General features: G+C 69.1%; 9 protein-coding genes and 1 tRNA gene. 6 read left to right on the top strand and 4 right to left on the bottom strand.

All coding sequences use genetic code 11. The features are described from left to right. Positions 1-260 precede the first annotated feature (260 nt). Positions 261-2,153 carry an ATP-dependent nuclease gene (locus F563_RS23255; RefSeq protein WP_084596690.1) on the top strand — a complete coding sequence of 631 codons (1,893 nt, stop codon included), beginning with the start codon at positions 261-263 and terminating at the stop codon, positions 2,151-2,153. Further along, positions 2,150-3,868, top strand: coding sequence for a UvrD-helicase domain-containing protein (locus F563_RS0118460; RefSeq protein ID WP_019016178.1), 1,719 nt, complete (start codon positions 2,150-2,152; stop codon positions 3,866-3,868). Before F563_RS23255 ends, F563_RS0118460 begins: the two co-directional genes overlap by 4 nt. Positions 3,869-3,950: 82 nt before the next feature. Here the strand turns inward: F563_RS0118460 and F563_RS0118455 are convergent. Further along, positions 3,951-4,027: transfer RNA gene (locus tag F563_RS0118455), tRNA-Arg, on the bottom strand. A 161-nt stretch (positions 4,028-4,188) separates the two neighbouring features. Next, a complete protein-coding gene (locus tag F563_RS23250) occupies positions 4,189-5,172 on the bottom strand; it encodes an alpha/beta fold hydrolase (protein WP_245557165.1) in 984 nt (327 codons plus the stop codon). Positions 5,173-5,252: 80 nt separating this feature from the next. Here F563_RS23250 and F563_RS24955 point away from each other — a divergent pair, with 80 nt between their 5' ends. Both F563_RS24955 and polA read left to right on the top strand, forming a co-directional pair. After that, on the top strand, positions 5,253-5,444 hold the full coding sequence (locus tag F563_RS24955; RefSeq protein WP_019016176.1) for a zinc-finger domain-containing protein: 192 nt from the start codon (positions 5,253-5,255) through the stop codon (positions 5,442-5,444). A gap of 9 nt (positions 5,445-5,453) precedes the next feature. Beyond that, positions 5,454-8,222 (top strand): DNA polymerase I, encoded by a 2,769-nt coding sequence (gene polA / locus F563_RS0118440; RefSeq protein ID WP_019016175.1) that lies wholly within the window; start codon positions 5,454-5,456, stop codon positions 8,220-8,222. Positions 8,223-8,742: 520 nt separating this feature from the next. Here the strand turns inward: polA and F563_RS0118435 are convergent. Further along, positions 8,743-9,423: an SIMPL domain-containing protein gene (locus F563_RS0118435; RefSeq protein ID WP_019016174.1), complete on the bottom strand. Its 681-nt coding sequence runs from the start codon at positions 9,421-9,423 to the stop codon at positions 8,743-8,745. Between the two features lie 186 nt (positions 9,424-9,609). Between F563_RS0118435 and F563_RS0118430 the strand changes: the two genes are divergently transcribed. Further along, positions 9,610-10,575 (top strand): Bug family tripartite tricarboxylate transporter substrate binding protein, encoded by a 966-nt coding sequence (locus F563_RS0118430; protein WP_019016173.1) that lies wholly within the window; start codon positions 9,610-9,612, stop codon positions 10,573-10,575. A 21-nt stretch (positions 10,576-10,596) separates the two neighbouring features. After that, a complete protein-coding gene (locus tag F563_RS23245; protein ID WP_019016172.1) occupies positions 10,597-11,631 on the top strand; it encodes an NAD/NADP octopine/nopaline dehydrogenase family protein in 1,035 nt (344 codons plus the stop codon). Here the strand turns inward: F563_RS23245 and F563_RS0118420 are convergent. Beyond that, a complete protein-coding gene (locus F563_RS0118420) occupies positions 11,609-12,082 on the bottom strand; it encodes a GNAT family N-acetyltransferase (protein WP_019016171.1) in 474 nt (157 codons plus the stop codon). The genes F563_RS23245 and F563_RS0118420 overlap by 23 nt on opposite strands. Positions 12,083-12,163 lie beyond the last annotated feature (81 nt).

The following is a 12,163-nucleotide window of genomic DNA, read 5'->3' as shown; positions in this document are numbered from 1 at the left end:
GGGTCGACTGGTTCAACCATCGCCGGCTGCTGGAGCCCATCGGCAATATCCCGCCAGCCGAAGCCGAGGAACGCTACTACGCCATGCTTGACGACCAGAAACTGGCCGCGTGACTCAAACCAAACAGCCTCCAGCAAAACCGGAGCGGTTCACCCCAGTCCGATGGGAATCCCCAGACCGCGGGTTTGTCCACGCGGACTAGCGGCAGCCCTGCGAATTGCGGAGTGTCAGGTGAGATAGGCCATACCGAAGGGGGATTCATGCGAGTCAGGCGGCTGACGCTGAAGAATTTTCGCGGCATCCAAAACGGAGCCGTTGACTTCGCGCCGAATACTCTCCTAGTCGGCGGCAACAATGCCGGCAAGTCCACAATATGTGAGGCTCTTGATCTGCTGCTGGGGCCGGAGCGGCTTTACCGGCGCCCGGTGGTGAACGAGCACGATTTTTATGAAAGCCGGTATCTGGACAAAAAAGAGCCCGTCGAAATCCGCCTGGACGCGATTCTTCTCGACATTTCCTCCGAAGCCGAGAAGCGCTTTCACAACCATTTACGCCGGTGGGATGACGCCAAGGGCTGCTTCGCCGACGAGGCCGGTGGCGGCCCGCGGGCCGGCGATGCTGCCGGGACCTGCTGGGCCTTGCCCGTCACATTTATTGGCCGCTATGACCCGTCCGAAGATGACTTTATCGGCAACACGTTTTTTGCCCATCCCCAAGACGCGGTTCAGGTTGACGATGACGCGGAGGCGAAGCTTGGGGCCGGGCTGCGGCCCTTCACGCGGGAGCACAAGAGACTTTGCGGCTTCCTGTTCCTGCGAACGCTGCGCACGGGCTCGCGCGCCCTGAGCCTGCAACGCGGATCGCTGCTTGACACCATCCTGCGCATCGGCGGAACCGGCCTCGACAAGATGTGGCAGGATACTCTTGAGCGCCTGCGCGGCCTTGACCCTGCGATCGGCGACATCGGCCAGCTCAAGCAGATTCGAGCCGAAGTTCAGAGCCGCATGGCGCAATTCGTCAATCTGGCTGCCGATGGCGACGCAACCGCTTTCTTTGCCTCCGACCTTACGCGCGAGCATCTGCGCGAGGTTGTGCGTTTCTTCGTGGCCTCAAAAAAGAGCGGACACTTGGTCCCATTCCAGCGTCAGGGCACCGGCGCCATCAATATGCTTGTCTTCGCGCTTCTGACATTTATAGCGGAGCTCAAGCAAAAGCAGTCTGTCATCTTCGCGATGGAGGAGCCCGAGATCGCGCTTCCGCCGCACACGCAAAGGCGCGTCGTCCGCTTCGTGCTGCGCGAGATGGGGCAAACCATCGTCACCTCGCATTCGCCGTATGTGATCGAGCAGTTCGAACCCGAACAGATCGTCATGCTGAATCGCGGCGACAACGGCGCACTGTCAGGCGCTCCCATCGACACGACCGGCATCAAGGCGAAGACCTTCAAAACCGAGCGCAGACAGTTCGCGGAGGCGGTCTTGAGCCGCGCGGTTCTCGTTGTCGAGGGATCGACGGAAACCGCCATATTCCCCGTGGCGTCAACCGTAATGGAGCTGGCGCGCGGGCCGAAGAATTACACGCATTTTGATCTTGCGGGAGTTACCGTCTTTGACGCGGGCGGCGACGGCTCCGTGCCCCGGTTCGGCCCGATCTTCAAGGCGCTCGGCAAGACGACTTTCGGCCTTTACGACAAACCGGCGGCGCCGCTCTCCGCCCAGGCGAGCGCCCAGCTCGCGGATTACACCCATCACTGGGAATCGCCGCACAGGGGCGCCGAAAACCTGCTGGCGGAGGAAGTCCCGGTGCCCGTCCTGCGCCGCTTCCTCGACACCGCAAAGGACCGTCCCGATTATCCCACTCATCACCCGAAGCCGGCTGCGAACATGAATGATGCTGCCGTCAAGGACCTCGCGCGCAAGGTCCTCAAAGACCGCAAGGGTGAGGCGCATGGCTACGCGGCCTTGCTGATCGCGGAATGCAAGACGGAGAACGAACTGCCCGCGACCATCCGCACCGTTCTCGCGAAGATCCAGGATATGCTTGCGCCGCCAGCCGTTCAGCCGGGCGGTGCCCAGCCGGAGGTTGGCGGCGAGCAGGCGGCTGAGGCAGCCGAACCTGCGGCGCAAGCGGCACCGAGAGGGGATGGCGCTTGAAGATCGAACTCGATCAAACGCGCAAGGACATCATTTCCACGCAAGGCCACCTTCTTGTCACCGGCGGCCCCGGATCGGGAAAGACAACCATTGCCCTTCTCAAGGCCCAGGAACGCTGCCGCGCACTGTTGCCGGGCCAGGAAATCCTGTTTTTGAGTTTTTCACGCGCCGCCGTCAGGCAGATTCTCGTTCGCTGCAAAGATATTCTCCGGCCCGCGGAGCGCAGGCTCATCCAGGTCAAGACCTATCATCTCTTTTGCCTTGAGGCTCTTGCGGCGCATGGCCGTCTGCTGTGCGGAAGGCAGGCCCGGTTCATGTATCCCGGCGACGAGCGGCTTGCGAAATCCCAGTTTGACGGCGCCTGGGAGGACGAGCGGCTGCGGCTTTCCGTGGATGAAGGGCTTTTTTGTTTTGATCTGGTCGCCCCCGCCATCGCCACGCTCTTCGAGCAGTGCGAGGCAGTGCGGAAGCTCTACGCCGGCAAATATCCGCTGGTGATTGTCGATGAATTTCAGGACACCGACGATGACCAGTGGCGCATCATTCAAAAATTCCTGGAATCCACGGAGGTTTTCTGTCTCGCGGATCCCGAGCAGCGCATATTCGAGTACCGAGAGAATGTCGATCCGCGCCGGATCGAGGCCCTGCGCTACCTGATCCGCCCCGCCGAGTTTGATCTTGGCGGTGACAATCACAGGAGTCCGACGGCAGGGATTCGCCAGTTCGCCGATGCCGTTCTCGAAAACCGCTCACCTCTGCCCGGCGCGCCCGAGGTGACGATTCTTCACTACTACGCCAAATCATTTGCCTCAACGGTTCATGCCGCAGCGCTCTGGACTTTCAGCAAGCTCAGGAAGGATGACGGCATTGAACGCCCCAGCGTTGCCGTGCTGTGCCGGAGCAATTCCTTTGTCGCCCAGCTTTCGGCGATACTGGCCGAAGAGCACCAGTTCAAGAACCAGACGTTGCCGCCCGTCGAGCATGATGTGCTCTGGGATGCGGACCTTTCCGCCGCCGCTGCGCAGGTGGTCGGCTCGCTGCTTGAGTGGCCCGGAAAGGAAGCCTCTCGCGCCGTCAGCGATACACTGCGCCTGATCGCGCATTATTACCGGATAAAGAACGCTGAGACGCCATCGAACGCGGCGCGTGAGAATGCCCGCAAGTTCGATGAAGCCGCCGAGGCGATCGAGGGCGGCAAGGCGCCGAAGATCAAGGCGGCAAAGGAACTGGCCGCTCTCGCCCCCGATGGGTTTGCGTTTGCGGGCGATCCTGTTGATGACTGGCGGAAGGCGCGGCGCGTCCTGCAAGAGATAAAGGCTCTCAACGAGCTGTTCCGCGAGGCGCGGATGGTTAGGATGTTCCGGGCAACCGATGCGCTCGGAAGCAGCCTCAGCGAGCTGTGGCTGTCCCAGGGAAATTATGCGGGCGCATCAGACCTTGTGAAGCGCATCCTCGACCGGGAACGCCTGCTTGCCGCCGACCGCGATCCGCAGGGTTGCGTCCTCATGACGATCCACAAGGCCAAGGGCAAGGAGTTCGACGGCGTGCTGCTTGTGGAGGGCGCGTTTGTTTCCCAGTTTTTCGACACCAACCGGGAGCAGCCACCGTATCAGCGGAGCCGCCGTCTGCTTCGTGTCGGCATGACGCGCGCCCGAAGCCGGGTCACGATTGTCCGCCCCCGGGGCGCTACACCTCTCGTTGGGAACTACACCTAACAACGTCCCCAATGCTCTTGCTGTTGAGCGTGTCTGGTGGCGCTGGCGGGGAAAACGCGAACGATGTCGCGCAAACTTAGAGTGGCGCACCCAACAGGATTCGAACCTGTGACCTCCACCTTCGGAGGGTGGCGCTCTATCCAGCTGAGCTATGGGTGCATGCCGTGTTGCTTACGTGGTGCTTACGTGAACTTCTTGCGACTTTGAAGGGCTGGATACCCGTTGCGCAAGTCCTTGTGTTTTAAGCCTCTTTCAATCTCCTCTTTTCCGTCAACGAACTTGACACCTGCCTTCGGAGGGCAGCGCTCTATCCAGCTGAGCTACGGGTCCGTGCCCGCCCCTATAGCCGAAGCCGTGCGGGGCGGCAAACCGCCCGCGGCCTCCGACGGCAGGGCCGCATGCGGATCGGCGAGCCAGGCGAGGACGTCGGCAGCGACGCGCTCGCGGATCGAATCGCGGAGCAGCAGGTGATAGCCGTCGGGGTAGATCACGCCGCGCTGCCGCCCTGAGGCGAGCCCCGGCAGCCGGGCGGCCATCGCCGCGATCGCGCGCTCGGGCACGAGGTCGTCCTTCTCGCCGTAGAGGAACAGCGCCGGTGCGTCGAACCGCGCGGCGGCGGCGAGCGCGGCGTCCATCAGCGCGACGAGCCCGTGCACCGCATCGACGCGCGTCGATTTCAGCACCAGCGGATCGCGCCCCATCTCGCGCAGTGCGGCCTCGTTGTCCGAGGCGCGGATGAAGGGCGAGCCGCCGACGATGCCGAGCGCGGGCACGGTGTGGGCGGCGAGATTGAGGAACCAGCGGCCGATCTCGCCCATGGTCTCGCCGCCCCAGACCGCCGGAGCCGAGAGCACGTAGGCGTCCACGGGCGGCGGGTCGGGCGCGGTCGCGGCGACCAGCAGCACGGCCGCGCCCATGCTCTCGCCGAGCAGCACGAGCGGGGCCCCGGGGTGGCGCGCGCGGATCAGGCGCGCGGCGGCGGTCGCGTCGGCGGCGAGCGCGTCATGGCCGGGCCAGATTCCCGGATGCGGCCCGGCGCCGAAGCCGCGCTGGTCATAGGCGTGCACCGCCCAGCCGGCGGCGGTGAACAGCGGTGCCGACAGGCGCCAGGCGCGGCTGTAGTCGTTGAACCCGTGCAGTGCGAGGATCGCGCCCTGCGCCGGACCCTCCGGCAGCCAGGAACGGAGCGGCAGCCGCGCCCCGTCGGGCATCACCAGCACCTCGCCCTCGTCGCGCGGCGGCCCGTTCGGCGGCCCCGGCAGGGCGAGCCGCGGGGCGCAGCCGGCCAGGGCCGCGGCCAGCACCGCGCGCCTGCCCACCCTCGCTGTTGCCCGGCTCCTCACGGAAGCTATCATCCGCGCCCCGAACCCCGACAGGAAGTGCGATGTCCGCCCCATCCGCCCCCAAGGCGCCGGAGCCTACCGAGATCATCGAGACCGACGAAACCACGGTCGCGTGCGACGGCAATGGCGGTGCGCTCGGCCATCCGCGCGTGTTCCTGACATTGGTGGAGGGGCGGGTGATGTGCCCCTACTGCTCGCGGCTCTTTGTCCTCAAGGGCGCGAAGGCGGCCTGAGCCGCGCGCATGGCCCGCCGCCCGCACCTGATCCTGATCGACGGGTCGGGATACATCTTCCGCGCCTTCCACGCCCTGCCGCCGATGACGCGCCCCGACGGCACGCCGGTGAACGCGGTGTTCGGCTTCACCAACATGCTGGCGAAGTTCATCGCCGAGCACGCGGGCGACCGCATCGCCGTGATCTTCGACAAGGGGCGGCGGACGTTCCGTAACGATATCTACCCCGATTACAAGGCGCACCGCCCCGACCCGCCCGAGGAGCTGATCCCGCAGTTCGGCCTGATCCGCGAGGCGGTCGATGCCTTCGACCTGCCGGCGATCGAGGCCGAGGGGTGGGAGGCGGATGATCTGATCGCGGCCTACGCCAAGGCCGAGACGGACGAGGGCGGCACGGTCACGATCGTCTCCTCCGACAAGGACCTGATGCAGCTCATCCGCCCGGGCGTGACGCTGCTCGACCCGATCAAGCAGAAGCCGATCGGCGCGGCCGAGGTGGTCGAGAAGTTCGGCGTGACGCCCGAGAAGGTGATCGACGTGCAGGCGCTCGCCGGCGACTCCACCGACAACGTGCCCGGCGTGCCGGGGATCGGCGTCAAGACCGCCGCCCAACTGATCGAGGAGTTCGGCGATCTCGAGACGCTGCTCGCGAAGGCCGCGACGATCAAGCAGCCGAAGCGGCGCGAGGCGCTGATCGAGCACGCCGAGAAGGCGCGCATCAGCAAGAGGCTGGTGACGCTCGATCCCTCGGCGCCGCTGCCGCTGCCGCTCGAGGCGCTGGAGCTGAAGGAGCCCGATCGCGCCAAGCTCGCGGCGTGGCTCAAGGCGCAGAACTTCCGCTCGACGCTGCACCGGCTCGGGCTGGACGGAGCGGCGTCCGAGGTGCCCGCGCCGGCCAAGGCGACCGCGCAGCACGAGCCGGAGACGGCAGCGTTCGGTCCCTACGAGACGGTGACGACGGCGGAGCGGCTGCGCGCCTGGATCGCCGAGGCCAACGCGCAGGGCTTCCTCGCCTTCGACACCGAAACGGACAGCCTGGACGCCCAGCGTGCGCGGCTGGTCGGCGTCAGCCTCGCGACCGCGCCGGGGCGCGCCTGCTACGTGCCGCTGCGCCATGTCGGGCGCGGCGCGGACCTCGCCGCCGACCCCGCGCCCGAGCAGCTCCGGTTCGAGACCGCGATCGGGCTGCTTCGTCCGCTGCTGGAGGACCCGTCCGTCCTCAAGGTGATGCAGAACGGCAAGTACGATCTCGCCGTGCTGGCGCGCGCCGAGAACGGCGGCATCGCGCTCGGGCCGATCGACGACACCATGCTGATCAGCTTCTGCCTCGATGCCGGGCGCTGGGAGCACGGCATGGACCAGCTCTCGGCGCGCCATCTCGGCCACGAACCGATCAGCTACGACGCCGTCACCGGCACCGGCAAGGCGCGCATCAGCTTCGCCGAGGTGCCGCTCGACCGCGCCACCGCCTACGCCGCCGAGGACGCCGACGTGACGCTGCGGCTCTGGCAGCTTCTCAAGCCGCGGCTCCGGCCCGAGCAGGTGCTGGTGCTGTACGAGCATGTCGAGCGCCGGCTGATCCCGGTGATCGCGGCGATGGAGCGCGCCGGCATCAAGGTCGATGCGCGCGACCTGAGGCAGATGTCGGCCGAGTTCGCCGATCGGCTGAAGGTGCTGGAGGAGGAGATCCACGCGCTCGCCGGCCGCGCCTTCACCGTCGGCTCGCCGCAGCAGCTTGGCAAGGTGCTGTTCGACGAGCTCGGCCTCACCCCGCCGGGCGGGCGGCGCGCCAAGACCGCGACCGGCCAGTACGCGACCGACGCCGGCGTGCTGGAGGAACTCGCCTCGCAGCATCCGCTGCCCGGCAAGGTGCTGGAGTGGCGCCAGCTCGCGAAGCTGAAATCCACCTATGCCGATGCGCTGGTGGATCAGATCGATCCCGCCACGGGCCGCGTGCACACGAGCTTCGCCATGACCGGCGCGGCCACCGGCCGGCTCGCCTCGACCGACCCCAATCTCCAGAACATCCCCGTGCGCACCGAGGAGGGGCGGCGCATCCGCCGTGCCTTCGTCGCGGAGGCAGGGCATCTGCTGCTCTCGGCCGATTACAGCCAGATCGAGCTCCGGCTGCTCGCGCATGTCGCGGAGGTGCCGGCGCTGCGCGAGGCGTTCGAGAAGGGCGAGGACATCCACGCGCGCACGGCCTCCGAGGTGTTCGGCGTGCCGATGCAGGGCATGGACCCACTCACCCGCCGCCGCGCCAAGGCGATCAATTTCGGCATCATCTACGGCATCTCGGCCTTCGGGCTGGCGAACCAGCTCGGCATCACGCCGGGCGAGGCGAAGGCCTATATCGACGCCTATTTCCAGCGCTATCCCGGCATCCGCGCCTACATGGAGCGGATGAAGGAGGAGGCGCGCATGAAGGGCTTCGTCACGACGCCGTTCGGGCGGCGCATCTGGATCCCCGGCATCGGCGAGAAGAACCCCGCGCGGCGCGCCTTCGCCGAACGCCAGGCGATCAACGCGCCGCTGCAGGGCGGGGCGGCGGATGTGATCAAGCGCGCCATGGTGCGGCTGCCGCGCGCGCTCGCCGAGGCGGGGCTCGCTGCCCGCTTGCTGCTCCAGGTGCATGACGAGCTGCTGTTCGAGGTGCCCGAAGGCGAACGCGACGCCACCGCCGCGACCGTGAAGCGCACCATGGAGAGCGCGGCGACGATCCGCGTGCCGCTGGTGGTCGAGACCGGGGCGGCGCGCAGCTGGGCCGAGGCGCACTGAGACCGTTCGCACAAGAGGCCGACTTCTGTGCGAACTGTGTCGCGCATAGGACTGGTGTGGCGGCAGCCACGGTCGGCGCGGTCGGGCCGCTCCACGGCGACCGGATGCGGGTCGGTGGTCGAGCTGAGCGTTCCGGCCTGAGGCGGCGCCGGGCATCACATCAGTGTGACGCGCGCCCTGCCCGGGCACCGGCCAGCGCCTCGGCTGATGCAGGACAACCTTGGGTGGCACGGCGAAAGGGCGAGGGTCGAGCCTCGCCCCGCTTACCGCCGCGGCCAAAAGAAAGCGCCCGGTTAGGGGGGTAACCGGGCGCCGCTTTTTCCGTACGGAAAACCGCGAGGTTCGGCAGGGGAGACCGTCCCCGCGGGTACTCGGCGTGAAATGACCGCCGATGCATCAAGAATACTGGAACTGCGCCGCAGTGCAAACCTTAATCAGTCCTGAACGCCGGTGATGACGCGCCAGGGTTGCACCGCGGGTTGCATCGCTGCGGGCGCGCCTGACGCGTGGGGCGACCGGCTCAGCGCGGCCCCAGCACGGCGTCGCCCTCGACGGTGGCGCTGATCGGCACCTCGGCGGGCTCGGCCGAGGGCGGCGGGGGTGCGGCGTCCGCGCGCGCGGCTGCCGCCATGCGCGGCATCGGCGGCGGCATGTGCCGGGGCGCATCGACGCGCACCTCGCGGAAGCCGGTGAAGCGCATGTCGAGCGCGCTGGCGAGCCGCTCCGCCCGCGCCCGCAGCCCGGCGAGCGCCTCCTCGGTCACCTCGTCGCGGGTCTGGCGCGCGAGCGGGGCCGAGACCTCGTAGGCGAGGGCGCCGATCAGCATCCCCTGGCCCTGGAGCGTGCCGACCAGCTCCAGCAGGGCGGGCGCGGCCTCGATCGCGCTGAGGCGGAGTTCCTGCGAGGCGGTCCAGGTCTGACCGCGCTCGCCCGACCGCCACGACCAGTAGCTGCCGGTGGCGACGGTGATGCCGGCGATCGCGCGTGCGCGTTCGAGCGCGGCCGCCATCTGGCGGTTGACCGCCTGCTGCACGGCCGCGGCGGAGGTGCCGGTGGCCTGGGCGCGCAGCGTGGCGCGGAGTTCGTCGGCGCGCACGGTGCGCTCGGCCGATTCGGAGAGCCGCAGCAGGGTCTCCTGGGCCTGGGCCTGGGCGGGGGCGGCGATCGCGAGGGCGGCGACGAGCAGAAGGACGGGACGCATCGGGCTTTCCTCTGTGCTGGGGCCGGGAGGGCGCGCAGGGGGTTTGCCATGGCGGATGGGGCGTGACGATGGCGGTGCCGGGGGTGGGCGAGCGGGCCGCGACGGCGCTGCCATCCTGTCCCCCCTCTCGCGCCCGCCCGCGCAAGCCGCGTAAAGTGGCTAAGGTCATCAAGGGGATGAAGTGACGTGATCCGCCGCCGCTCGCTGCTTGCTGCCGCCGGGCTCGCCCCGTTCGCGCGCCAAGCCGCCGCCCAGACCTTCCCCGAGCGCACGCTCCGGCTCGTCGTGCCGTTCGCGCCCGGCGGCTCGCAGGACGTGATGGGGCGGGTGTTCGCCAACCGGCTCGGCGCGCTGCTCGGCCAGAGCGTGATCGTCGAGAACCGCGGCGGCGCGGGCGGGCTGCTCGGCGGGCAGGAGGTGGCGCGTGCCGCGCCGGACGGCCACACGATCCTGCTGGTCACCGCCGGGCAGTGGACGATCGCCAAGGCGCTGAAGCGGCAGATGGGCTACGACCCGGATGCCGACTTCGCCCCGGTGATCCACCTGGTGGACAGCCCCGTGGTGCTGATCGCCGCGGCCGGCAGCGGGATCGCGGATGTGCGCGGCCTGATCGCCGCGGCCCGCGCGCGCCCCGACACGCTGAACTACGCCTCCACCGGGGTCGGCACCAACACGCACCTGCTGATGGAGGACTTCCTCCAGCGCGAGGGGCTGCGCGTCACCCACGTGCCGTATCGCGGCGCCGCACCCGCGTTCAACGACCTGCTCGCCGGCGCGATCCAGGTGATGTTCGTCTCCGCCCCGTCGGTGCTGGCGGGCGACGCGAGCAAGTTCCGCGTGCTGGCGGTGACCTCGCCTGAGCGGTTCGCGCCGCTGCCCGACGTGCCGACCATGATCGAGGCCGGTGTCGCGGGCTTCACCGCGAGCATCTGGACCGGGATCGCCGTGCCCGCGCGCACGCCCGCGCCGGTGATCGCGCGGCTGCACGCGGCGTTCACCGAGATCCTCGGCGAGGCGGAGGTCAAGGAGCGACTGGCGACACTCGGCGCGACGCCCGCGGGCGGCCCGACCGAGCGCTTCGCCGCGCTGCTGCGCGAGGACCTCGCGCGTTGGACCGGCGTGGTCGAACGCGGGAACATCACCGCCGACTGAACCCCGGACATCAGGAGCATCATGCAGCTTGCCGTTCTCGGCGCGGGGGCGATCGCCCTCGCGTCCGCCGCCCTGGCCGCCTCCCGCGGGCACGCGGTGCGCCTCTGGTCACCCTCGGGGCGCGGCACCGCGGGGTTGCGCGCGAGCGGCGGGCGACTGACCGCGACCGGGGAAGTCACGGGCGTGTTCGAACTGGGCGTGGCGGCGACGGCCGCCGAGGCGGTCGCCGGGGCCACGTGCGTGCTGGTCGCGGTGCCGGCGAACGGGCACCGGGCGGTGATGGAGGCGGTCGCACCGCATCTCGTCGCGGGGCAGACGGTGTTCGTCAGCGCCGCGGCCAGCCTGTCGCCGTTGTATCTTGATCGGCTGATCGGGCCGTGCGGCGTGACGGTCGCGGGGTTCGGCACCACCGCGCTGACGGCCCGGCGCGGGGCGGACGGGGCCTCGGTGCAGGTGGCCACACTGCGCGGGGCGTGCGATGTCGCGGCCGTGCGGGCGGAGCAGACGGATGCGGCGATCGCGACCGCGGCCGAGCTCTGGGGCGCGCGGTTCGTGCCGGCGGAGAGCGTGCTGGCGGCGGCGCTGGCGAACATCAACCCGATCGCGCACACGGCGATGGCGCTCTGCAATCTGAGCCGGATCGAGCACCGCGAGGTCTGGCCGCAGTACCACTGCACCACGCCGTCGGTGGCGCGGCTGATCCTGGCGATGGACGCCGAGCGGCAGGCGCTGGCGGCTGCGTGCGGCGTGCGCATCCCGACCGCGGAGGAGTTCTTCCGCCGCTCCTACGCGCTCAGCGCGCCCGATCTCGCTGGAATGATGGTGGAGCTGCACGCGCGGCGCGGCGGCCCGGCCGGGCCGACCACGATCGAGACGCGCTACGTGCTGGAGGACGTGCCGTTCGGCCTGGTGTTCTACCTGGCGCAGGCGCGCGAGGTTGGCGTTGCCATGCCCGTGACCGAGGGCGTGGTGCGGCTCGCCTCGGCGGCGTGGGGGCGGGATCTCGCGGCGATGAACGACCTGCTGCCGGTGCTCAGCGCACGGGGCGGGTCATGACGCGCGCGGTCGCGCCGTAGGCGGCGAGCGCCGCGTCGTAGCCTGGTACGACCGCGAAGCCGTGCCGCGACCAGAGCGTTTCGGTACCGTGCACGGCGGTGAGGGCGAGCATCGGCAGCGCGTGGGCGCGGGCGAGCGCATCGAGCCTGGCGAGCAGCGCCGGGATCAGGCCGCGGCCGCGCAGGGCAGGGCGGAGCGCCACGTCATGCAGCCAGAGGCAGTCGGGGGCCTGCGGGATGTCGATGTGCGCGAGGCCGAGCGCCGGCACGGTGCCGAGCCGCCAGGGATGCGCGATGGCGTAGCCCGCGACGCCGCGCTCCGGTCCGGCCACGAAGCATCCCTCCGCAAACGCCGCGAGCCGGTCGGCGAACACGGCCGCGCCTTCGGGTGGCAGCGGATTGTGGCAGTCGCGCTCAATCGCCGCGACGGCGGCGAGGTCGGCGGCGATCATTCGGCGCCAAGTGTTGGTCACGGGACGGGTAGGAGCTCATGCAGGGGGGTGTTGGGGGACTGGGCACCCATCGCGGCAAGC

The organism is Elioraea tepidiphila DSM 17972 (genome assembly GCF_000378465.1).
Taxonomy (GTDB): domain Bacteria; phylum Pseudomonadota; class Alphaproteobacteria; order Acetobacterales; family Acetobacteraceae; genus Elioraea; species Elioraea tepidiphila.
This window is presented reverse-complemented; position numbering and strand designations above follow the sequence as displayed.